General features: G+C 65.2%; 14 protein-coding genes. 4 read left to right on the plus strand and 10 right to left on the minus strand.

The window, feature by feature from the left end:
• Positions 1-75 precede the first annotated feature (75 nt).
• The 10 genes from GYH34_RS03745 to GYH34_RS03790 form a co-directional block, all read right to left on the minus strand.
• Entirely contained in the window at positions 76-2,355 is a 2,280-nt protein-coding gene (locus tag GYH34_RS03745) for an NADP-dependent malic enzyme (protein ID WP_161912418.1), read from the minus strand.
• A 117-nt stretch (positions 2,356-2,472) separates the two neighbouring features.
• The gene (locus GYH34_RS03750; RefSeq protein WP_161912419.1) at positions 2,473-3,033 is read right to left on the minus strand and encodes a LemA family protein; all 561 of its coding nucleotides are present in this window, start codon (positions 3,031-3,033) and stop codon (positions 2,473-2,475) included.
• Positions 3,034-3,166: 133 nt separating this feature from the next.
• Positions 3,167-6,925 carry a translocation/assembly module TamB domain-containing protein gene (locus GYH34_RS03755; RefSeq protein WP_161912420.1) on the minus strand — a complete coding sequence of 1,253 codons (3,759 nt, stop codon included), beginning with the start codon at positions 6,923-6,925 and terminating at the stop codon, positions 3,167-3,169.
• Positions 6,925-8,880 (minus strand): autotransporter assembly complex family protein, encoded by a 1,956-nt coding sequence (locus GYH34_RS03760; RefSeq protein WP_244635254.1) that lies wholly within the window; start codon positions 8,878-8,880, stop codon positions 6,925-6,927. Before GYH34_RS03760 ends, GYH34_RS03755 begins: the two co-directional genes overlap by 1 nt.
• Before the next feature lie 131 nt (positions 8,881-9,011).
• Positions 9,012-11,333 (minus strand): TonB-dependent receptor, encoded by a 2,322-nt coding sequence (locus GYH34_RS03765; RefSeq protein WP_161912422.1) that lies wholly within the window; start codon positions 11,331-11,333, stop codon positions 9,012-9,014.
• Positions 11,334-11,504: 171 nt separating this feature from the next.
• Positions 11,505-12,209 (minus strand): hypothetical protein, encoded by a 705-nt coding sequence (locus GYH34_RS03770; RefSeq protein WP_161912423.1) that lies wholly within the window; start codon positions 12,207-12,209, stop codon positions 11,505-11,507.
• A complete protein-coding gene (locus GYH34_RS03775; protein ID WP_161912424.1) occupies positions 12,209-12,940 on the minus strand; it encodes a hypothetical protein in 732 nt (243 codons plus the stop codon). Before GYH34_RS03775 ends, GYH34_RS03770 begins: the two co-directional genes overlap by 1 nt.
• Positions 12,937-13,749 (minus strand): ABC transporter ATP-binding protein, encoded by an 813-nt coding sequence (locus GYH34_RS03780; RefSeq protein ID WP_161912425.1) that lies wholly within the window; start codon positions 13,747-13,749, stop codon positions 12,937-12,939. Before GYH34_RS03780 ends, GYH34_RS03775 begins: the two co-directional genes overlap by 4 nt.
• Positions 13,750-13,885: 136 nt before the next feature.
• A complete protein-coding gene (locus GYH34_RS03785) occupies positions 13,886-14,884 on the minus strand; it encodes an iron ABC transporter permease (protein ID WP_161912426.1) in 999 nt (332 codons plus the stop codon).
• Positions 14,885-14,896: 12 nt separating this feature from the next.
• On the minus strand, positions 14,897-15,943 hold the full coding sequence (locus tag GYH34_RS03790; RefSeq protein WP_161912427.1) for an ABC transporter substrate-binding protein: 1,047 nt from the start codon (positions 15,941-15,943) through the stop codon (positions 14,897-14,899).
• Between the two features lie 349 nt (positions 15,944-16,292).
• Between GYH34_RS03790 and fdhF the strand changes: the two genes are divergently transcribed.
• The 4 genes from fdhF to GYH34_RS03810 all read left to right on the plus strand — a co-directional run bounded on the left by fdhF (position 16,293) and on the right by GYH34_RS03810 (position 24,284).
• Complete coding sequence (gene fdhF, locus GYH34_RS03795) at positions 16,293-19,163, plus strand: formate dehydrogenase subunit alpha (RefSeq protein ID WP_161912428.1); 2,871 nt, start codon at positions 16,293-16,295, stop codon at positions 19,161-19,163.
• A gap of 418 nt (positions 19,164-19,581) precedes the next feature.
• On the plus strand, positions 19,582-21,108 hold the full coding sequence (locus GYH34_RS03800) for a sugar transferase (protein ID WP_244635255.1): 1,527 nt from the start codon (positions 19,582-19,584) through the stop codon (positions 21,106-21,108).
• 102 nt (positions 21,109-21,210) lie between these two features.
• Positions 21,211-21,918: a polysaccharide biosynthesis/export family protein gene (locus GYH34_RS03805; protein ID WP_161912429.1), complete on the plus strand. Its 708-nt coding sequence runs from the start codon at positions 21,211-21,213 to the stop codon at positions 21,916-21,918.
• 35 nt (positions 21,919-21,953) lie between these two features.
• Complete coding sequence (locus tag GYH34_RS03810; RefSeq protein WP_161912430.1) at positions 21,954-24,284, plus strand: polysaccharide biosynthesis tyrosine autokinase; 2,331 nt, start codon at positions 21,954-21,956, stop codon at positions 24,282-24,284.

Here is a 24,284-nt window from a genome sequence, read left to right on the forward strand (position 1 = left end):
CAACGCAATTATTTCGTCGCCATGACAAAAACGTTTTTTGGCGCGGCCGCCGCGCCCGGTCGGGGAGGCGCCGCCCTAACCCCCGACCCCGAAAGCGGCCAGAGCGGCCATATTGACGATATCGGCGTCGGTTGCGCCCAATTGAACGATTTGGATCGGCTTGTCGAGCCCGACGATCAATGGACCCAGAACTGTCGCCCCGCCCAGCTCCTGCAGCATTTTGGTGGAGATGGAGGCGGAGTGAAAGGCCGGCATTATCAATACATTGGCGGTGTCGCTGAGACGCGAGAACGGATAGGCCGCCATGGCGTGACGGCTGAGCGCCACATCGGCCGCCATCTCGCCCTCATATTCGAAGTCCACCCGCCGCGAATCGAGCACGCGCACCGACTCGTGCATGCGGGCCGTGCGTTCGCCCGGCGGATAGCCGAAAGTGGAGAAGGCGAGCATGGCGACGCGCGGCTCGAGGCCGATGCGCCGCGCCACCCCCGCCGCCTCTATCGCTATATCGGCGAGATCGGCGGCCTCCGGCATTTCGGTGATCGCCGTGTCGGCGACGACGACGATGCGCCCATGCGCCAGCACCAGAGAGGCGCCGATCAGCCTGTGGCCCGGCTTCTGATCCACGACATGGCGCACATCCTCCAGCGCATTGGAGAAATTGCGGGTGACGCCCGTCACCATGGCGTCGGCGTCGCCCTGCGCCACCATGGCCGCGGCGAAATGATTGCGGTCGGTGTTGATGAGACGCTGACAGTCGCGGAACAGAAAACCCTTGCGCTGCAGGCGCTCGAACAGAAATTGCGCATAGACGCCATTGCGCGAGGAGAGCTTGGCGTTGTGCACCTCTATATGATCGCCGAGCTCGAGGCCGGCGTTGCGCGCAGTCTGCGCGACGCGATCCTCGCGGCCGACGAGTATGGCGCGCCCCAATCCCTGCGTGACGAAGGAGAGCGCGGCGCGAATGACCTGCTCCTCCTCGCCCTCGGCGAAGACGACGCGCTTGGGATCGCGCCGCACGCGATCATAGATCGTGTGCATCAGCCCGGCGATGGGATCGCGCCGCGCGGAGAGTTCGGCGCGATAGGCGTTCATATCGACGATCGGATGGCGCGCGACGCCCGAATCCATCGCCGCTTTGGCGACGGCCGGCGACACGATGGAGATGAGGCGCGGATCGAATGGCGCGGGGATGAGATAATCGCGGCCGAAGCGCGGCCGCGCGCCCTGATAGGCGTTGGCGACCTCGTCCGGCACATCCTCGCGCGCCAGCTCGGCGAGCGCTTTCGCCGCGGCGATCTTCATTTCCATGTTGATCGTCTTGGCGCGCACGTCGAGCGCGCCGCGGAAAATGTAAGGAAAGCCCAGAACATTGTTGATCTGGTTGGGATAGTCGGAGCGTCCCGTGGCGACGATTGCGTCCGGCCGCGCGGCCAGCGCCTCCTCCGGCGTGATCTCGGGATCGGGATTGGCCATTGCGAAGACGATCGGATCGGGCGCCATCGTCTTCAGCATCTCGGGCGTCAGCGCGCCTTTCACCGAGAGGCCGAAGAATATGTCGGCGCCGTCCAGCGCCTCAGCCAGCGTGCGCGCGTCGGTCTCGACCGCATGCGCGCTCTTCCATTGATTCATGCCTTCGGCGCGGCCGCGATAGACGACGCCCTTGGTGTCGCAGAGCGTGACATTCTGCGGCGCGAATCCCATCGCCTTGGCGAGATCGAGACAGGCGATGCCCGCGGCGCCCGCGCCATTGCAGACGAGGCGCGTGTTCTTTATGTCGCGGCCGGTGAGATGCAGCGCGTTCAAGAGGCCGGCGCTGGAGATGATCGCGGTGCCGTGCTGATCGTCGTGAAAGACGGGAATGTCCATCAATTCGCGCAGGCGCTCCTCGATGATGAAGCATTCCGGCGCCTTGATGTCCTCGAGATTTATGCCGCCGAAGGAGGGACCGAGATAGCGCACGGCGGCGATGAAGGCCTCCACCTCCTGCGTGTCGATCTCGAGGTCGATGGAGTCGATGTCGGCGAAGCGCTTGAACAGCGTCGCCTTGCCTTCCATCACGGGCTTGGCGGCGAGCGCGCCGAGATTGCCGAGGCCGAGGATGGCCGTGCCATTGGTGATGACGGCGACGATATTGCCCTTGACGGTATAGTCATAGGCGAGGGACGGGTTTTCCGCGATGGCCAGCACGGGCGCGGCGACGCCGGGCGAATAGGCGAGCGAGAGATCGCGCTGCGTCGCCATGGGCTTGGTGGGCACGACGGCGATTTTGCCGGGGCGCCCGCGTGAGTGGTAGAGCAGAGCCTCCTTGTCGGTGAAGACAGGACGTTCGCGCTTCGGAGGCTTTTCGGCCATTTTTCCCCCTCTCGGTCCGAATCATCGGATTGCCGGGGGCACTTAGCAAGAGGTTTGCGACGACAATATGCCGAAGCTCCGGGCCGCGGCCCGAGCCCTCGCCGGGCGAGGCGCGCCCTAGAACTGCACCTTGGGGGTCTCCTGGACGGCCTTGCGCTCGCCCTCCTCGAGATTGAAGAACTCCTGCGGGACAAAGCCGAAGGACGCGGCATACAAGGCCGCCGGAATGCTCTCGCGGGCGGCGTTGTATTCGGCCGAGGCGTTGTTGAAGAAGCGCCGCGACGCCGCGATCTTATTCTCCACGTCGGACAGCTCGCTCTGCAACTGCTGGAAATTCTGATTGGCTTTCAGATCGGGATAATTCTCGGCGAGGGCGAACAGCCGGCCGAGCACGCCGTTCAGCGCGCTCTCGGCGGCGGCCTGCGCCTGCGGGCCATTGGCCGCCACCGCCTTGTTGCGGGCCGCGACGACCTCCTCGAGCGTGCCGCGCTCATGGGCGGCGTAGCCCTTCACCGTCTCCACCAGATTGGGGATGAGATCGTGGCGCTGCTTGAGCTGCACATCTATGTCCGAGAAAGCCTGACGGCAGCGCTGGCGCAGCGTCACCAGGCCGTTATAGGAGCCGATGAGCCAGAGGACGGCGAGAACCAATACGCCGAGAAGAACGAGAGCGGTCATTTGAGGCTCCTTGATCGTCCCGCCGCACGGTCAGCGGCGGAATGCGCAAGTCGTATCCGGCTTTGGCGACGCGTGAAAGTGCGCCGGCGCACAGCTGGGCCCCTCGACGATCATCGAAGCGGCCATCCGCGCGTCAATATTCCCATTCGACGCCGACGCCGAGCGAGGATTTGCCGTCGACCTTGGTCTCGCCCTTCACGCGGACATTCTTGGTGACGTCCACGCCGACGCTGACGGCGGTCTGCTCCGGCTTGGCGCCCGTGCGCACGCCGACGCTGATATTGTCGGAAATATAGCGCGAGGCGCCGACCGTCGGCCCGCTGGAGCCGCCGGCCTCGAGATCGAGCGAATCGACGCCGAGCGCCTTGCGCATTTTCTCGAATGCGTCGACGCCGGTTCCGGCGCCGGAGAATTGCGCCAGAGCGGTGGCGAGCTGCACCGCCTGAAAGGCCGACAGCGAGCCCGAAGCTTTGGCGAAAAGCAGGCGCGAGAGCACCTCGTCCTGCGGCAGCTCCGGCGAGGAGGAGAAGGAGAAATTCGGCAGCGAGGCCGGGCCGGAGACGCCGATCTTGGCGGTAACGTCGCTCGCCGTCGTCTCGGCGGTGAAATCGAGCTGCGGAACGAGGCCGCCCGCGAAGCTCAATTTTCCGCGCGTGAGATCGATACGCTGGGTCAGCAATTGCAGCTTGCCGCGGCGCAGATCGAAAGCGCCGTTGACGGCGGGTTTTTGGATCGTGCCATTCAGCTTCAGCTCGCCGCCGAATTCGGCGTCTATGCCGCGTCCGCGCACGAAGATGCGATTGGGCGCGGCGAGCGTGAGGTCGATCGTCGCGTCGAAAGGCGAGTGTTTTGCCGCGCGCGCTTTCTCCTTGGCTTCCAGCGCCAGCATCTCCTTGGCGAAAGCGCGCGGCGAAACATGCACGGTCCCGCGCGGCGCCTGAAAGGAGGCGGGCAGGCGATCGGGGACGTTGACCTCCATCGTCGTCAGCGTCACGCGGCCCGAGACTTTCGGCGAGCGCGCGAGCGGGCCGCCTATGTCGAGATCGAGATCGGCGGTGGCGGAGACGAGATCGCTGGCGACGAGCTGCGCATTCTTGGCCTTGATGCGAATGGCGCCGGGCATTCCCGCCTGCGGCTCGACGGCGATTTTGCCGGTCGCGGCGATCTGCCCGCCATTCTTGGTGAGCGCTGTGAGCCGCGTGATGGCGATCTCGCGTCCATGTCCGTCGAGCTTGGCGTCTATGTGGTCGAGATAGACGCCGTTCAGCGGATCGGAGAAGGAGCCGTTCGCGAGCGTCACGCCGCCTTCGATCGCCGGCGCGGCGACGGAGCCGCCGATGCGCAGATCGACATTGGCCTTGCCGCGCAGGCTCTGGCCATTGACGGAGAGCGCCGTGTCGGCGAGCTTGGCGTCCGCCTCGCCCTTCACTTTCAAATCGAGCGCGCCGGCGGCGTCGATCGGCGCCGAGCCGGTGATGGCGAAGCGCCCGCCGGCGCCGAGCGCGATATTCGCGTCGAGGCTCGTGCGCGCGCCGGCGAGCGCGCCATGCGCGTCCATGTCCAGCGGCGGCAGGCCATTGCTGCGCAATTGCGGCGCGGAGAGCTTGGCGATCTTGATCTTCCAGTCGCCGCTCGGCGCTTTCTTGTCGCCGGTAATTCGCGCCTCGGCGTCCAATGCGCCGTCGAGCGCCAAGCTGGCGTCGGCGATTGAAGCGATGGAGAGCGGAATGGCGCGCGCTCTCGCGGTGAGATCGAGCCGCTCGCCAATGGTTCCGTCAATGTCGAGCCGGCCGGCGCCGAGCGCGAGCGCGATTCCTTTCAGCTCCACCGCGCCGCCGCCGAGCGTGATGTTCGCCGGCGCCGCGAGGGCGATGCGCTTGCCGGCGCGCTGCGCGGACAGCGTTTTGATCTCGAGCCGCGTCTTCTCGCCCGGCGTCAGCGTGGAGCGGCTCGCAATGGCGAAGCCCTCCGCATCCACTGCGAGATCGAGCGCCGTGGCGGCGCCGGCGGGCGTGGCGGTGAGACGTGCTTTGGAAATCGTCTTGCCGCCGACATGGAGCGCGTCCACGGCGATGTTTCCGTCGAGCGCCGGTCGGCGCAGCAGATCATGGCCTTCGAGCTTGGCGCTCAATCTCTCGATCGTCGTGTCGGCGGCGCGAATGCGCGTTCCCTGCGCATCTATCGAGATGTTCTGCGCCCCCTGCGAAGCGTCGAGGATGATGTCGGCCTTCAGCGCGCCGGAGAGCTTGCGCAGAGCGAGCGCGGAGAGATCGTCGAGATCGGGCGCGGCGAGAGAGAATCGCCCGCTGGCGAGCTTTTGCGCATCCAGCGTGAGCGCGCCGCGGAGAGTCGCGCGGCCGACAGAGAGATCGAGGTCGTTCGCCGTCCAGCCGGCGTCCTTATGCGCGACATTCAATTTGCCGCGCGCCGGGGCGCCGTCTATGGCGCCGTCCAGCGTCGCGGTCGCGACGAGCGCGCCGGTGAGATCACGCGCGGCGCCATGCAGCGCGAGCTTTTGGATCGCGTGGCCGTCGAGATGCGCGCCGCTGAGCAGCGCCTCGAAATCGGCGTTGGGCTTGTCGGCGGAGCCGGTCGCCTTCACCGAGATTTCTGCGCGGCCGGAGAGGCGCGGATCGGCGGGCTTCAGATCGGCGATCGTGACCTTCGCGCCGACGTCGAGCGCCTCGCGCATCGCCGCGCCGTCGATCTTCGTCGCGACATGCGCGCCGCGCAATTCGAGCCCGTCGAAGCGCAGGCCGCCGCCGGGCAGCGAGGCGACCGCGCCGCTGAGCGTCACGCGCTCGCCCAACAGCTTCTCCAGCGCAGGCGCCTCGAGCGACGGAACGGCCAGCGTTCCGCTCAGAGTCGCGCTCACGCGCTCGTCTTTCGGAACGCCCTTCAGCGCTATCGAAAGATCGAGCGGGCGCGGCGCAGCGTCGGAGCGGCCGCGGATGGCGATATCGCCCTCGAGCGCGCCATCGTCGCGCAGAGTGGCGGAGCCGGCGAGCTGCGTCACGCCGTCGAGCAGCGGAACGGCGGCGGGCGGCAGCAGCGGGGCGAGGCGCACGCCCAAATCGAAATCGAGCCGCCGCGCCGCATCCTTGCGAATGACATGCGCCGCGCCTTCCGCGCCGATCTTCTCTCCCGCCTTGGCGGAAAGATGCGCGGCGAAATCGTCGAGCGTTCCTTCGCCGGTCAGCGAAATATCGACGGGCGGCAGGCCGGGCAGCGCCGCGAGGCGGGCGATGGCGCCGCCCTCTGGCTCCTGCGCCGTGAGGGCGAGCGCGATCTTTTGGCCGCCCGCCGCGACATCGGCTTTCGCCGTAATGGCGCCCGGCGCGTCGAGCCGCCGAATGTCGAGCGAGACATGCGCGCCTTTGTCGAGCGCCGCCTCGCCGGTCGCGGCGAATTTCGCCGCGGTTCCGAGAACGGGCGCGCCGAGCGACAATGTGTCCAGCGCGAGCCGGCCGAGGCGGATGCGCACCGGAAGATCGGGGAGCGCGAAGCCGCCGCTGCTTTTCGGCGTCGCCGTCGCAGCCTGAGCGGGCGCCGGGAGGCGGGCGAGATCGATCGCGCCAATGGCGAGCTTCTCTATATCGAGGCGCAGCGAGAACAGCGCGGAAGGCGACCAGTCCAGCGCGATCTGGTCGATCTTCAGATAGGGGCCATCCCTATCGGCGATGGAAATGTCGCGCAGCAGCGGATGCGCCGACAGTGGGTCCTCGAAGGCGCCGATCTCCACTTTCATATCGGCGGAGGAGGCGGCGCGCGAGACGAGATCGGCGAGGAAGCTCTTGCCCTCATGCGTCTGCATGCGTAGCGCGAGCGTCGCGGCGACGGCGAGCAGCGCCAGCGCGCCGAAGGCATAGGCGAGAATGCGGCCAAAGCGCATCAGAACGACTCCCCGACGCCGATGAAGATCGCGAATTTATTCTCGCCGGGACGCCGGCCGAGCGGTGTCGCCACATCGAGACGCACGGGGCCTATCCCTGTGTAATAGCGCAGGCCTATGCCGACGGACGAGCGCATGGACGATTGGAAGTCGGGGAATGGCGACGAAAAGGCGGAGCCTATGTCGTAGAAGGGAACCACGCCGATATCGCGCGTCACCTTTATGCGCGCCTCGGCCGAGCCTTCGAGCAGGCTGCGTCCGCCGACCGGAAAGCCGAGGCCGGCGTCCGGGCTGAGCGAGCGATAGCGATAGCCGCGCACCGAGCCGCCGCCGCCGGCGAAGAAGCGATGGCTCGCCGGAATATTCTCAATGCTCGCGCCGACGATGGAGCCCGCGGCCACGCGGCCGGCGAGCACATACCAGCCGTCCTCGTCCAGCGACTTGTAGCCGGAAATCTGCGTCTTGGATTGCACCATGCCGACGCTGTCGCCGAAGGCCTTCACATAGGGCGTGACATTGGCGATGGCGCGAAAGCCATTGGAGGGCGCGAGGAGATCGTCGGTTCCGTCGTAATTGGCCGAGAGCGGAAAGCCGAGCAGCGAATAATCATGCGGGCCGAAAGCGTCGAACGTATGCCCGCGCTCGAATTCGAGCCCCGCCTGCATGGACGCCGTATCGCTGAAGCGATGGCGGATCGCCGCCGAGCCATTGCCGTAATAGGCCCAGTAATAATCGGTCTTCTCGCGCACGAAGCCGGCGTCGAGCAGCAGATCGTTGCGCGAGCCGAACAGAGCGGGCTTCACGAAGCTCGCCTTGGCGCGGCCGATGACGTCGTTCAGGCGAATGGAGGAGAGGCCGTTGTAGCGCGCCGAGCTGCCGAAGGGCGCGAGGCCGCCTTCGACGTCGAAACGCAGCCGCTCGGCGCCGCCGAAGAGATTGCGATCGGTCCAATAGGCGCGCAGGCCCGGCCCGTCGACATTGGAGAAGAAAGCGTCGGCGCCCACCGCATGGGGCTTGCGCTCGCTCGTCTGCACGAAGATCGGCAGATTGCCATTGGCGTCGAGCTTGTCGCCATCCTCCGCCTTCACCGAGCCCACGGCTTCCAAACGGCCGATGGATTTGCGCAGCTCGGTGAGCTTCTTCGGACTATAGGTCTCGCCCTGCTCGAGATAGATGTAGGAGCGAATGACGTCCTCGTCTATGCCGGGCGAGCCGCTGGTCCTCACCTCGCCTATGCCGGCGCGCGGGCCGGGATCGATCGTCACCACCACATCCATCGCCTTCTCGGGATGGAGGATCGTCGGTTTCGCCGCGACCACTTTGGCGAGCGGGTAGGAATTGGCGCGCAGAGCGTCGATCCAGCCGGCCTGCATGGATTGCAAGGCGGCGGCGCGCGCGGGCTGCTCGGGATCGCGCTCGAGCGTTTTTTTCGTGAGCAGCGCCTCGTCGAGCGGCTTGCCGCTGCGGGCGTCGAGAAGGGCGACGTTGCGCAAATGGAACAGCGGGCCGGGGGTGATCTCTATGCGAATCGGCGCCAGCGTCTGGCCGCGCAGCCGCTCTGCCGCGGCTGCGGCGACATCGGCGCCATGGCCGTCCGGCCGCACCGGGACGCCGGCGACCGTGGCCTTGATCTCCGCGTCATAATAGCCGCTCGCCCAGAGCGCCTCGGCGAGGCGCGGGAAATCGGCGACGACGCGCCGCGCGACGCCGGCCCCCGTGGGCGGCGCCTGCAGCCGCAGCCGCCATGTGCTGGAGGCGTCCTGAAGGTTGCGCGCGAGGCCCTCCACCTCGTCGAGGCCGGAGAATTCGATTTTATAGGGCAGCGCGTCGCGGCTCGGCTCCGGCGTCTCCTCGGCGGCGCCGAAGAGGCCGAAAAAATCGAATGCACGGGCGGGGGAGACGGCCTCCGGGCCGCCGAACGCAAGGAGCGCCGCCACGCCCAGAAAACGCTTCACGTATTTCACTTCGCCAACGACCCGAACCGAGGATTGCCGCACCATAAGCGCAGCCTTGCAAGCGGTCCATCGCGTTAAGCTTAACCATACAACCTATGGTTAAGCCAGTCTTAATGCGCCCCTCGCGCATGTCAGAATTTGAAGCCGACCTTGGCGAGCACGGTGCGCGGCGCGCCCGGGTAATAAATGCCGTTGGCCGACGTCTGCTGATAATAGCCGCTGCTGATCTGGCCGATATAGGCGGTGTCGAACATATTCATGCAGGTGACGCTGGCGGTGATCGTTCCCCAGTCGATCTTGTGCTCGTATTTCACGGTGAGATCGAAGGTGGAATAGCCGGCGAGAGGCTGATATCCCGATGTGTCGCCGGCGCGCGAGCCGACGATATGCAGGATCGGCGTGATGGTGAATTGCTCTATGCGCAGATCGCCGCCGATCGTCGAGATGAAATAGGGCACGTCCGGCAATTGCTTGCCCTTCACGCGCGTCGACCAATAATTGGCCGCGGAGGCGCCGGGCAGCAGCGGCAGGTCTTCGACGAATTCAGCGCGCTGATAGCCGAGCGAAGCGAAGAGCGACACGGTCTCCAGCGGGGAGTAATGGACGACCGCTTGCGCGCCGTAATTCTGGCTCTCGCCGACATTGGCGCCATATTGCGTGCCGATGCCGGGATCGTAAGAGACGAGCTTGTTGTGATTGCGGGAGTAATAGATCGTCGGCTCCACATAGCCCGAGCCATAGGCGCCGTCGAAGGACCAGCGCAGGCCGAGATCGAGCTGCGTCGAGGTCTCCGGCTTCATCGAATGCCAGAATTGATCCGCAGTGATTCCCTTGGCGAGGAAGGTCGCCGAATTCTGCTGGAACACCGGCCAGGCGTCATAGCCCGGTCCGCCATAGCCGCCGCCGCCGCTGAATTTCAGCAATAGATCGTCGGTCAGCCGATAGGTGAGCGCGCCGAAGGGCAGAAAAGTGCCGATGGTGAAGGGCTTGACGCTGCGATTGGCGATGACGCCGGAGGAGAGCGCCAGCGCCGTGTCATAGGGGACATCGCCTATGCCGGTCGAATTATAGGCGTCTATGCCCGCCATGCGTTCCCAAATATAGCGCGCGCCCGCCTCCACATGTAGCGGACCGAAGTCGCGGCTCGCGATTCCATAGGCGGAATCGAACACATGCGGCGCGGTCTGCTTGCCGAGGATCGCCCAGCTCGGATTGATGAGGCCGCCGCCCGCATTGGGGGCGAAGACTTCCCATGCCGTCGGCGGTCCGGGGGGATTTTGCACGCCATGCCAGAAGCCGAGCTTGGCGTCCGTATCCAGCACGCGGGTCTGCAATTCGCTCACCACGCCCCACATGTCGTGGTCGATGATCCATTTGCGGATGCGGCCATTGTTCTGGCCATCGAGATAATAGCCGTCCTCGCGGAAATAATAGGGCTTGAAGACGAAGCGCGTCGTCTTGTCGACCTCTATGGCGATATCGCCGAAGGCGGTCCAAGAGTCGAAATGCTGGAGATTATAGCCGTAGTAATTGATCTGGCTGGCCGTCGTCGGGCCTGGATAGGCGGCGAAATCATAGCGGCGGAAGGCGCCGAGATTGCTCGCCTGCTGATAATTCAGTCCCTGATAGCTGTGCTGGTCGAAGCTGCTCTCGGCGACGAAGAATTTCGCTTCCAGCCCGTCGACGGGCTTGGTGTCCACGCCGACCGCGAAGCCCGATTTGCCCTGCGGATCCTTGCCGGAGCCGCGCCATTTGTCGGCGTCGGTGAAGGAGCCGGAGACGAAGAGCTTCGTCGTGCCGTTCAAAATCTCGCCCGAGTCGATGCGGGCGAAAGTGCGCAGGAAGGAGAAGGAGCCGACGCTCTGCGAAATCTCGCCGCCGAATTTCTCCGCCGGCCAGCGCAGGCGGCTGTCGAAATTGCCGCCGACAGTGAAATAGGAGTTCACATCGGAGGGCATGGGGCCTTGCCGCAGCACGATCTTGCTCAGATTCTCATTGTCGATGAGCCAGGTGACGCCGGGGCCGGGATTGATGCCGGAGAGCGGCAAGCCCTCCACCGTGCCGATGCTGTTGCCGTGCTGGCTGACCTCGCCGCGAATGCGAATGCCTTTGTTGCCGCCGGGAAGATTGGCGAGGCCGTAAGGATCGATGGCCGGCGCATCGACGGAGGGCAGCCAGGAGATGCCGCGGATGGGATTGGAGCCGCCGCCGCCGCTGGCGAGATCGAGCCCGCGCGCATCCGCGGCATAGGCGGTGGATGAAACGGATTCCGAGCCGATGACGCCGGGCTCGGGCTTTTTCTTCGGCGCGGCGGGCGCCGGGCCGATCGAGATTTCCGGCAGCGGGGTGAAGCTCTGCGCGCCGGCGCCCTGGGCGGCGCCGAGCAGCGCGGCCAAGGATGCGCCGCCGAGAAGAAGGGAGGAGCCGCGTCTTTTGCGCGCGAACATCGTCATTGCTGTCAGCCTTTCACCGCCCCCGGCCGACGCGCCGCTCGCCCGCCGCTCGATTCGTGATGTAACGCAATTACGTAAATAGGCGTAGGCGTGGCGGCAAGTCTATTATGACGGCACAACGACGCATATCACGTCATCAGACGTCATATAGAAGGCGTGTAGTTCCGCTCGCTATCGAGATTTCGCCTTTGGCTCGGCGCCGGCCGCCTCCCACATGCCCTCGCCGATGCGGCGCAAGGGCAGGACGGCGCGGCCGGCGGCGAGCTGCGGCCGCAGCCGACCATGGGTGTCGATCCAATCGTCGGGCGCGGGCGCCTCGGCGTCCGTCTCCAGCGAAACGAGGAAAATGCCGAGCGCTCTCAGCTCTCGCGCCTGCACGGCGCGATCGAGCCGGCGCAGCCCGCCGAATTCGAGCCAGCGCCCGGACCATCCGCGCGCCGTCAGCCCCACCGCCGCCGCCGCGCCGATGAGGCCCCGGCCTCCGCGCAGGCCGGCGACGCGCACTTCGATCAAAGGCGGCAGCTCCTCGGGGCGAATCTCGCGCCGGCTGGCGGCGCGGCCGAAGTCGATGAGCGCTTCCGCCTCCGCGCCGGCCACGAGAATTCCCGGCGCGCTGGAGGGCGCCGCATTGGCCTCCACATAGGCGGCGGCCTGGGCGAGCAGAAAATCAGCGGCGTCGGCGCGTTCGCTCTCGACGACGAGGCAGGAGGCCTTGTTATTGGTGGTCGCCGCCACGCCGGAAAACAGAATATGGCCGACCGAGCCGATGAAGCGTGTCTCGCCCGCGAGCGTGTCGCCGAATTCGCGCGCCAGCCGCGCCGTGCTGGCCGCCCAGCCGGCGCCATCCGTGTCGTCTATTCCGATGAGGATGCGCATCAGTCTGCGGCCTCGGCGTCGCGCGGGCGCTTGCCTATGGCGATGAGGCGGCCGTCCTTCTCCTCCACCGGCGCGACGGCGCGCCCGCCCCAGAGCCGCGGCGACAGCCAGCCGCCCGTATGAATCAGCGCCTCTGGATCGAGCGCGCGCGCATATTTGTCGATCGCCGTCGCTTCAATGCCGGCCTCGGCCAGCGCCGCGACGGAGATGGGATCGGGCAGGCGGCGCAGCCTTCCATATTCCAGAAAGCGGCCGCACCAGCCATAGGCGGAGAGTCCGACGGCGGCCAGCGCGCCGATGATTCCGTCATTGGTTCCGCCGAGGCCGAGCAGCTCGACGCCGGCGCGGGCGGCCACTTCTCTCGCATGATCCTGCGTCTCGATCTCATGCGTGCAGGAGAGGCCGAATGCGATGATCTCGGAAAGATCGTCGGTCTCTCGCGCGATGCAGAGGCCGGGGTCCGAGCCGTCGCTGGCCAGCTCGGCGATATGGGCGATGGCGCTGGCGGCGAGCAAAGGGATCAGCGCCTCGTCCTCTATCTCCACCACGGCGCAGGCCGGGCTGTTGTGAGAGGTGAAGGGAATGCGCGGATCGACGAGCAATTGATGGCGCAGCGCGCCCCACAGCCGCGCGCCTTCGGGAAGCTTGCGCTCGAACATGCGCACCAGCCGCCCGGTGCCGATCTTCGCTCCGGCGACGTCGGTGTCGTCGAAGCCCATATAGAGCTTCATCTTTCGGCCCTTCCATTGCGTCCGGCGACGGGCGCGAGCCGCCGCGCGCCGAAAGGATCGTCGAACACCGCCACCTCGACGCCATAGAGGCGCGAGATGCGCTCCGCCGTCACCACCGCCTGCGGCGCGCCATCGGCCTCGATGCGGCCCTCGTTCAAAATGGCGATGCGCGTCGCCAGCTGCATCGCATGTTCGGGATGATGGGTGCTGACCAACACGCCATGCCCGTCGGCGGAAAGAGCGGACAAATGCCGCATCAGCCGCAGCTGATAGCCATAGTCGAGCCCCGTCGCCGGCTCGTCCATCACCAGAAGGCGCGCGCCTTGCGCCAGCGCGCGGGCGATGAGCGTGAGCTGCCGCTCGCCGCCGGAAATCTCCGTATAGGGCCGGTCGATCAGCCGCTCCATGCCGAGCCGGGCGATGACGCTTTCGACGATTTCGCGATCCTCGGCGCGGGGCGCGCGCAAAAGCCCCGTCTCCGGCAGGCGGCCGAGCGTGACCACCTCGCGCACCGTATAGGGAAAAGGCGTGACATGGCCTTGCGGCACATAGGCGACGCGCCTGGCGATCTCGCGTCGCGACAACGAGGCGAGCGGCGCGCCGTCGAGCCGAACCTCGCCGCTGCTCGCGGTCAGAAAGCCGAGCAGCAGGCGAAACAATGTGCTTTTGCCCGCGCCATTGGCGCCGAGCAAAGCGACGATCTCGCCAGTTCCGAAGCCGAGCGTCGCGCCCTCGAGCACGCGCCGCTTCCCGCGCGAAAAATGCAGATCGACGCCTCGCAGCTGTGCGGTCGCAGAGGGCGCTCTCATGATGCGGCCTCGCGGCGATGCGGGAGAGGAGGCAGGCGTCGCGCCTCGTCGAGATGGCGCGCGCGCCGATCGCTGGCGCCCCCTCTCCCGCGCTGCGGGCGAGGGCGAAGGAGAGGGCGCTCCACTGCCCTCCTCCTCACGCCCAGGCCCTCCGCGCCCGGCCGAGCACGAGGATGAAGGCCGGTATGCCGAGCAATTCGGTGACGACGCCGATCGGGATCTCGGCGCGGGTGATGTTGCGGGCCACGCAATCGGCGGCGATGAGAAAGGTCGCGCCCAGCAGCGCGCTCGCCGGCAGCAGCCGGCTATTGGTCGGCCCTATGGCGAGCCGCGCCACATGCGGCACGACCAGCCCGACCCAGCCGATCATGCCGGCGAGCGAGACCGAGAGCGAGGAGACCAGCGTCGCCGCGGCGATGACGCCATAGCGCGTCAGATGCACCGGCACGCCGAGCGAGCGCGCCTCGTCGTCGCCCATGGAGAGCGCGTCCAGCGCGCGGCCGGCCAGCGCAAGAGCGCCGACCCCGGCGAGAATGGGCAGAGCGGCTCCGCGCAATTGCTTGAGATCGACGGCGCCGAGGCTGCCCATCATCCAATAGACGATCGCGGGCAGCTGATCGTAAGGATCGGCGGCATATTTGACGAGCGACAGCGCCGAGGTGAACAAAGCGCCGGAGATCATGCCGCCGAGCACTAGAGTCACCATGGAGGCGGCGCCGAAGAGATTGGCGACGATGACGCCGACGCCGACCGCGATCAGCCCCATGGCGAAAGCGGAGAGCTGAATGGTGAGAAAATCGCCGGAGAGCAGAATGCCGAGCGCCGCGCCGAATCCGGCGCCGCCCAGCACGCCGAGAATGCCCGGCGACACCAGCGGATTGCGGAACACTGCCTGAAAGGACGCGCCCGAGGCCGAGAGCGCCGCGCCGATGAGCCCCGCCGCCAGCACGCGCGGCAGGCGAATCTCGACGATGAGATTATGCAGGAGATCGAAGTGCTCCGGGGGAAGCTCGATGAGCCCCATAACGGCGCCGAGATAGGCGAAAATATCCCCCGGCGCGAGCGGATAGCGTCCGGCCGAGAGAGCCAGAACAATGACCGCCAGCAGGAGGAAAGGCAGAAGGGCGAGGCGCATCGGAACCGTCGCTCACTCCATTATGCGGGTGAAATCGGCGTCGGAAATTTCGACGCCGAGAAAGAGCTGGTAGAATTTTTTGGTCTCGGCCTTCACGTCGAGCGGAAAGCGCGACGGATAGAAGAGATTGGCCAGCCATTGGATTCCGAGCGCGCGCATATAGCTCGGCGGACGATCGAGCCAATTGAAGGGCGCATGCGGGACATTCACGATGCGGCCGTTCTTCACCGCCTCCACATTGCGCCACAGCGCGCTGCTCTTGGCGAGGGCGGGGAAGCCCTTGTTCTGCGTCAATATCAGCGACGGCTTCAGCGCGACGATCTGCTCGACGCTGATCTTGTCCATGCCGACATGCGAGCTCTGCTCGCAATGATAGATATTGTCGCCCGCCGCTATGACGATCGGCTCCGTATGGAAGCTCTTGTCGCAATCGGTCGCGAGCCCGTCGGCGGATTCGGCGTAATAGACGCGCAGCCGCTCGGCCGGCGGAATATCGGCGGTCGCCTCGCGCACGCGGAGAAGCGCGTCGCGAATATAGGCGGACATTTCGGCGGCTTTCGCCTCGCGTCCGACGACCTGTCCCAGAAAGGCGAAAGCGTCGGCATAATCGTCGAGCGTGTCGAGCTTCAGGAAGATCACCGGAACCCCGATCTTGGCGAAGCTCTCCACCACCTTCGCCTTCTCCTGATAGAAGCCGAGCCAGGCGACGACGAGATCGGGGCGCATCGCCGCGATCTCCTCGAGATTGAGCTGGCGGCCCATGCCCGCATTGCTGCCGAGAACGGGCAGATCGAGCGCCTCCTTGCGATAGAGTGACTTCTCGTCGCCGCGTATCGGCACATTGATGCCGATGAGCCGCTCCGGCGCTATGGCGTAGAGCGTCACCGCCACCGGCGGCGCCGCGCCGAAGATGCGTTTGGGATCGGCGGGGATCACGACCTTGCGGCCGGCCATGTCCGTGACCTCGCGCGTTTGCGCATGCGCCGGGGCGCAGGCGAGCAGCGCCAGCAAGGCGCAGAGCAGCAGAGGGGACTGGGCGAGGCGAGATTTCGAGGGCATGTGCGAGGCCTTTCGACCTTCCGCGGTGGCGGGAGTGCGCATACGATATATATGCGTCTTATATAGACAATAGAGACCGGAGGCCTCATCGCGCAAGGCCAAATTCTAGCCTCCGCTCGTCTGCTGGGAGAAGCCGCGCCTTTTTCGCCACGCGACATTCCGGCTTCCGTTCCCGCGTCGTCCGGCTCGATATATTCGCGCGCCCGACTCCGGTATCTGGCGTCGTCAGCGAAATATTATAGGCTTCGTCTATCGAGCGACGATTTGCGGTTATTGACAAAAATCCGCCTGTCTATCGTTATGTAATTAGAGTACATCAAATTCTTCCGGCCTCGCGGGGACCAGAATCATGAGCCTCATCAAGGAAATCGACTATGGAACGCCGGCTTCCCGCTCTGAGAAGGAAGTCACTCTGACCATCGACGGGACGGAGATCACCGTGCCGGAAGGCACGTCGATCATGCGCGCGGCGATGCAGATCGGCGTCGAGATCCCCAAGCTCTGCGCTTCCGACAATCTCCACTCCTTCGGCTCCTGCCGCCTCTGCCTCATAGAGATAGAGGGCCGCGGGAATCTCTCCGCCTCCTGCACCACGCCGGTCATGCCGGGCATTGCAGTGAAGACCTTCTCGCCGCGGCTCGACTCGATCCGCCGCGGCATAATGGAGCTCTATATCTCCGATCATCCGCTCGACTGCCTCACCTGCCCGGCCAATGGCGATTGCGAGCTGCAGTCCATGGCGGGCGCTGTGAGCCTGCGCGAGGTGCGCTATGGCTATAGCGGGCGCAATCATGTGACGGCGCGTCGCGAGGGCCGCCGCAACGAGGATTGGAAGCCCAAGGACAAATCCAATCCCTATTTCACCTATGATCCGTCCAAATGCATCGTCTGCAATCGCTGCGTGCGCGCCTGCCAGGAAGTGCAGGGCACATTCGCGCTGACGATCGAAGGCCGCGGCTTCGACAGCCGCGTCTCGCCGGGCGCGGGCGAGGCCTATATGGAATCGGAGTGCGTCTCCTGCGGCGCCTGCGTGCAGGCCTGCCCGACCGCGACGCTCACCGAAAACTCCGTCATCGCCATCGGCCAGCCGGAGCATTCGGCCGTCACCACTTGCGCCTATTGCGGCGTCGGCTGCGCCTTCAAGGCGGAGATGCGCGGCGAGGAGATCGTGCGCATGGTCCCGTGGAAGGACGGCAAGGCCAATCACGGCCACAGCTGCATCAAGGGCCGCTTCGCCTATGGCTATGCGCTGCATCGCGACCGCGTGACCAGCCCGATGATCCGCGAGAAGATCACCGACCCCTGGCGCGAAGTGTCCTGGGAGGAGGCGATCTCCCACGCCGCCTCTGAGTTCAAGCGCATTCAGGCGAAATACGGCCGGCTCGCCGTCGGCGGCATCACCTCCTCGCGCTGCACCAGCGAGGAGACGTTTCTGGTGCAAAAGCTCATCCGCAGCGGCTTCGGCAATAATAATGTCGACACATGCGCGCGGGTTTGCCATTCGCCGACCGGCTATGGCCTCAGCCAGGCTTTCGGCACCTCGGCCGGCACGCAGGATTTCGATTCCGTCGCCGAGGCCGACGTCATTCTCATCATCGGCTGCAATCCGACCGACGCGCATCCGGTCGTCGGCTCGCAGATCAAGCGGCGGATACGCGAGGGCGCCAAGCTCATCGTCGTCGATCCACGCCGCACCGAGCTGGTGCGCTCGCCGCATATCAGCGCGGCCTTCCATCTGCCGCTGCGTCCGGGAACCAATGTCGCCATCGTCACCGCGCTCGCCCATGTGGTGGTGAAAGAGGGGCTCGTGAATGAGGCCTTCGTGCGCGAGCGTTGCGATTGGGACGAATATTTGGAATGGGCCGCCTTCGTCGGCGAGGAGAGCAACAGCCCGGAGGCGGTGGAGAAGTTCACCGGCGTTCCGGCGCATCTCGTGCGCGGCGCGGCGCGTCTCTACGCCACCGGCGGCAACGCCACCATTTACTACGGCCTCGGCGTCACCGAGCATAGCCAGGGCTCGACCACAGTGATGGCCATCGCCAATCTCGCAATGGCGACCGGCAATCTCGGCCGTCCCGGCGTCGGCGTCAATCCGCTGCGCGGGCAGAACAATGTGCAGGGCTCCTGCGATATGGGGTCTTTCCCGCATGAGTTCCCCGGCTATCGCCATGTCTCCGACGACAATGTGCGCAAGCTGTTCGAGGAGGCCTGGGGCGTTCCGCTGGACGGCGAGCCGGGCCTGCGCATTCCCAATATGTTCGACGCCGCTGTCGATGGCGTGTTCAAGGGCCTCTATGTGCAGGGTGAGGATATTCTGCAGTCGGACCCGGACATCAAGCATGTCTCGGCCGGGCTCGGCGCGCTGGAATGTCTCGTCGTGCAGGATCTCTTCCTCAATGAGACCGCCAATTACGCGCATGTCTTTTTGCCCGGCGCGAGCTTCCTCGAGAAGGACGGCGTCTTCATCAACGCCGAGCGCCGCATTCAGCGCGTGCGCCGCGTGATGAGCCCCAAGGCCCGCTATGCCGATTGGGAGGCGACGCAGCTCTTCGCCAATGCGCTCGGCTGCAATTGGAATTACACGCATCCGAGCGAGATCATGGACGAGATCGCCAAGCTCACGCCATCCTTCGCCCATGTCTCCTACGCCAAGCTCGACGAGGCGGGCTCGGTGCAATGGCCCTGCAATGATCTGTCGCCGGAAGGCATGCCGATCATGCACATCGATAAATTCGCGCGCGGCAAAGGCAAATTCGTCATCACCGAATATGTGCCGACGGAGGAGCGCACCGGGCCGCGCTTCCCGCTGCTGCTGACCACCGGCCGCATTCTCTCGCAATACAATGTCGGCGCGCAGACGCGCCGAACCGAGAACAGCCAATGGCATCCCGAGGATGTGCTGGAGCTCCATCCGCATGACGCCGAGGTGCGCGGCGTGCGCGAGGGCGATTGGGTGCGCGTGCAGAGCCGCGCCGGCGAGACGACGCTGCACGCCAAGATCACCGATCGCGTCGCGCCCGGCGTCGTCTACACAACGTTCCACCATCCTCTGTGCCAGACCAATGTCGTCACCACCGACAATTCCGATTGGGCGACCAATTGCCCGGAATATAAGGTGACGGCGGTGCAGGTCTCGCCGTCCAACGGTCCCACCGAATGGCAGGAGCGCTATCGCGAGATGGCGGAGCGCAGCCGGCAGATCGTCGCCGCCGGCGAATAGCGCCGATTCTGCCGCGCGATCTTCGCCGATCAGCCAGCCTCGCCGCTCGAGCGGCGAGGCTGTCGCGTTCGCAGGCTGCGCTTGCGAGCTTATCCACAAACGACTCGCTCGTCCGGCGCCTCCGCGCGCCGAATTTTCCCACGGTTTCGGCCGTGCCGCTGACATCGTCCCGCGCGTCCTTCGCGGCGACTGCGCCACACCTTCCGACAATGATTTTCCGGCTTTTCGCGATTGCGCGCGCATGTCCGGGCGCATGTCCAGATACCTGCGTCCGTCATTGGACTTAGACGCCAGCCCGGAGTGACTTTTCGGAAAATGCACGCCAGTTTCCGATCGCGATCGGAGAATTTGCGCCATGCGATTGGCTTCGCCAGCATCGAGAGACCGCATTCGTTTTCGAATCGAGCCCGCCGATCTCGTGTCGGCGATCATCGCGCCCTTTGTCGCGCTCGCTCTTCGTGATCCATCGCTGCTCGACCCCGGCGATTTTCCGACGGCCTTTCCAGCGCCTTATGAATATGCGGTCATCTCCGCAGGCTGCGCCGTCGTCATGATCCTCGCCTTTCGGCTGAGCGACCGCATGGGGCAGTTCTTCTCCGCGCGCGACGCCTTCGCCCTCTGCGCCGCCGCCGCTTGCGCGGTCGTTTCCAGCTCGGCCCTATTTTTCGCGGCCGCGCGCTTCGAAGGCGTGCCGCGCTCGACGCCCTTGATCTTCGGATTGGTGCTCGTCGCCGGCATGATCGCCGCGCGCATGGCGATGCGCGCGCTCTTCTATAAGGACCTCGCGCATGAGCGCGACAGCGCGGAGGCCGAGGCCGATCTGCGCCGCGTGATCGTTGTCGGCGTCGATCGCTTCGCCTCGGCGGCGATCAAATTGACCGATTATCTGCGGCCGCGCACGACTCAGATCGTCGCCGCGCTCGACGCTCGGCCAGAGCTTCTCGGCCGCAAGATCGCCGGCGTCTCTATCGTCGGCGATCCTAGCGACATCGGCGCCGTTATCGACGAATACGCCGTCCATGGCGTCGATGTCGATGAGGTGTGGCTCGCCGAGGACATGACCTTCCTGCCCGCCGATCTTCTCGCTGCGGTCGAGGCGCAATGCGCGGCGCGCGGCGTGCCGATCCACTGCATAACGGAAGCGTGGAACTTCATCGCTGCGCCGCCCGCCGCGGCGCAGGAGCTCGGCGCGATCGAGACATTCGAGGCGCCCGTATATTTCAAGGCGAAGCGCGTCATCGACATTTGCGCCGCGAGCCTACTGCTCGTCGCGGCTTTTCCACTCGCGATCTGCGTCGCCTATGTCGTCTTTACCGATGTCGGCGCGCCCATACTGTTCTGGCAGCAGCGAATCGGCAAGAACGGCCAGAAATTCCTGCTCTATAAGTTCCGCACCTATCGCGCGCCGTTCGACGACAAGGGCCGTCCGGCGCCGGAGGAGCAGCGTCTATCCCGCATCGGCCGCATGATCCGCGCGAGCCGACTCGATGAAATTCCTCAGCTCTATAATGTGATCGCGGGTCATATGTCGCTCATCGGTCCGCGGCCGCTCTTGCCGCAGGATCAGCCCGAAGACCCCGGGCCGCGACTCAGCGTGCGTCCGGGCGTCACCGGCTGGGCGCAGATCAATGGCGGCACCATCGTCACGCCGGAAGAAAAAAACGCGCTCGACCTCTGGTACATCAAGCACGCCGGCCCGCGGCTCGATCTCGACATCGTCATTGGGACGCTGCTCGTCGCGCTCGGCGGCGAGAAGCTGAACGGACGCGCGGTCGAGCATGCGATCCGCTGGTATCGCCAGGAGTTCGCGGCGCATGCCGCATCGTGTGAGCGCGAGACGCCGAACGACCGCCGCCGCCGCACCGTCGCCGAACGCGCGGAGAGGCTTCCCGCGCTCGACGCCGTGGCGATGGATTACCCCTATCGCGCCGTCGAGCCCGGCTGACCGAGGCGCTGGAGATTTCGCGCCGCGCGCCGTTCGCGAGCCATTGTTTCAAGAGCTTCGGTCGAGCAGAGGATGCGCGCCCACGGGAGCAAAGGCCAGATTATGATGTTGTGTCTATTACGATTCTCGGCGCTCGCCGCCCTTTGCGTCACGCTTTCCGCATGCGCTCCGCAGGTCGGCGTGGGCGTCGATCCGTCCTACACCGCCAGCCTGCCGGAGCCCGATACGGCGAGAGCCGACACGGATTTCACACAGAGCGATTACCGCATCTCCGCGCAGGACGTGCTGGAAATAAACATATTCGGTTTCACCAATCTCAGCCGCGTGGCGCAGGTCGACGGCAATGGCCGCATCTCCTTTCCCTTGATCGGCGGAGTCGTCGCCGCAGGGCGAACGGTGAGCGAGTTGGAAGCCGAGCTCACGCGCAAGCTCGCGGCGAAATATCTGCAATCGCCACAAGTGTCGGTGTTCGTGAAAGAGTCGGTCGGGCTTCGTGTGACGGTCGAAGGCGCGGTGAAAAAGCCGGGCGTCTATGCGCTCAAGGGCAAGAACACACTGCTGCAAGCGCTGGCGCTGGCGGAAGGGATCAATGACGTCGGCGACTCTGCGGTGACGCTGATCCGCGTCTCCGATCAAAGGCGCGTCAGCGCGAAATTCGACGTCGCAGCCATTCGTTCCGGCCAGGCGCCCGATCCGTTGGTCTATGGCGGAGACACGATCGTGGTCGACGAATCCCTGGCGCGCACAGGCGTGCAAGTCATCAAATCGGCCGTCCCCGCAATGATCAACATCGGAGCGAGACCTTGGTGATGCTCCAAAGTCAACGTTAGAAGGGTGTTTTTGGAATGAGCGCGGATCAAAGGCCAGAGACGGGTGCGTCTGCCGTCGCTCTCGACGCTACGCCGTCGGAGCGCGCGATCGTCGCCGGCAGACGCTACTCTGCCACTTGTGACGAACGGCAGCAGAGCTTCGATGACAATAGCGGCGCCTCGAACTTCCTCAAATATGTAGGCCTGCTCGTCAAGCATCGCATTCTCGTGGCCGCTATCTGCGCCGGCGCGATACTCTGCGCCTTCGTCATCACCTTCCTTATGCCGCGAATCTATACTGCGACGACGACGATACAGATCGATCGCGAGGCCGCGAAGATCGTGCGCAATCAAGACGCGCTGGTGGAGAAATCCGACGATCCGCAATTCTACACGACTCAATACGAGCTTTTGAAGAGTCACGCGCTCGCCGAGCGCGTCGTGTCCTCGCTCTCGCTCGCGGACAGGAAGGGCTTCGTCGATGTGGAGGTCTCTCTGCTCGGGCGCGTGCTCCAAGGGCTGTTCCAGCGACGCGAGGAGGAGCCCGAAAATGTCGGCAGGCGACGCTCGGCGGTCGACGCCGTGCTGAAAGGCCTCACGGTGCAGCCGATCCCGATGTCGCGCATCGTGAAGGTCAGCTTCAGCAGCAAAAGCGCCGTTCTCGCGCAGCAGATCAGCGCAGCGGTCGCCGAGAATTTCGTGGCGATGACGCTGGACCGCCGCTACAGCGCCTCCGCTTATGCGCGCACATTCCTCGAGGAAAAGCTGCAGCAGGTGAAGCTCAAATTGGAAGACTCCGAGAAGCAGGTCGTCGCCTATGCGCAACGCGAAGGCATTGTGAATGTGGACGACAAGCTCTCCATCGCCGGCGCCAATCTCAAATCGCTCAACGACTCCCTCGGCGCAGCCATGGCGCAGCGCATCAAGGAAGAGCAGCTGTGGATGCAGGCGCAGAGCGGTAGCGGATTGGGATTGCCGCAGGTGCTGGACGACAAGAGCATTCAAAAAGCCCGCGAACGCCGCACCGAGCTGATGGCGGATTATCAGGACAAGCTCGGCGTCATGAAGCCGGACTTTCCAGAAATGAGGCAGCTGCGGGCGCAGATCGCGGAATATGATCGCCAGATCAGGCAGCACGTCGAGTTCATTCGTCAGGCGATCAAGGCGCGCTATGAAGCCGCGCGCGATCAGGAATCGTCGTTCCTCAAGCGCATCGAAAGCCTGAAGGCGGATGCGCTCGATCTGCGGGATCGCAGCATTCAATATAATATTCTGCAAAGAGAGGCCGACACGAATCGATCCTTGTACGACGGCTTGCTGCAGCAATATAAGGAGGTCGGCGTGACCGGCGCGATCGGGACCAACAATGTCTCGGTCATCGACAAGGCGGAGCGGCCGAGGAGCCCGTCGAGTCCGCGGCTAATGGTGAATCTCGGCCTCGCCCTTGTTCTCGGTCTGATCGCCTCGGTCGCGACGATCGCGGTGCGCGAATTTCTCGACGACACGTTCAAGATTCCGGAAGAGATCGAGGAGGCGCTCGGCCTCACCGTGCTCGGCGTCATTCCCCTCGCGCGGCGGGATGACGAGAAAGCCCGCGACCCTTCCTATTCCGTCGCGAGCGAGGTCGTCAGCGACCCTCTGTCCTCGATGGCGGAAGCCTATCGCTCGTTGCGGACCTCGTTGCAATTCTCGACGGCGACGGGCGCGCCCAAAACGATCCTCGTCACGAGCTCGCAGCCGGGAGAAGGCAAGTCGACGACATCGGTCTGCATCGCGGCCAATTTCGCGCAGCTCGGATTGCAGGTGCTCTTGATCGACGCCGATATGCGCAAGCCGTCATTGCACGACATACTCTCCGTCGACAACAGCATCGGCCTCGCCAATGTGCTGACCGGCGCATTGGACGCCTCGGCCGCCGTCACCGAGAATCTCATCTATGGCGTCACCTTCATGTCCTCCGGCCCTGTGCCTCCGAATCCCGCGGAGCTTTTGGCGGGGCCGCGCTTCGCCTCGCTGCTCGCGCTGGCGCGCGAAAAATTCGACATTGTCGTCATCGACGGTCCTCCGGTCGTGGGCCTCGCCGACGCGCCCTTGCTCGGCAGCATTGTGGATGGCGCGGTGTTCGTGGTCGATTCGATGCACACGCGCCGGCGCGTCGTCCGCGCGGCGGTCAAGCGGCTGGATTTCGCACGCACGCGTATTCTCGGGTGCCTGCTGAATAAGTTCGACGCGACCAACGTCGGTCACTCCTATGGCTACGCCTATGGCGACGCTTACGGCCACGGTCCTGCCTATGGCGGCGAATATCTCGGCTATGGAGCGAAGAACCAAAAGGATCGCGCAATTTCCGCGACGATGGAACAGTGA

Origin of the sequence: Methylosinus sp. C49, from assembly GCF_009936375.1 — a bacterium.
Classification (GTDB): domain Bacteria; phylum Pseudomonadota; class Alphaproteobacteria; order Rhizobiales; family Beijerinckiaceae; genus Methylosinus.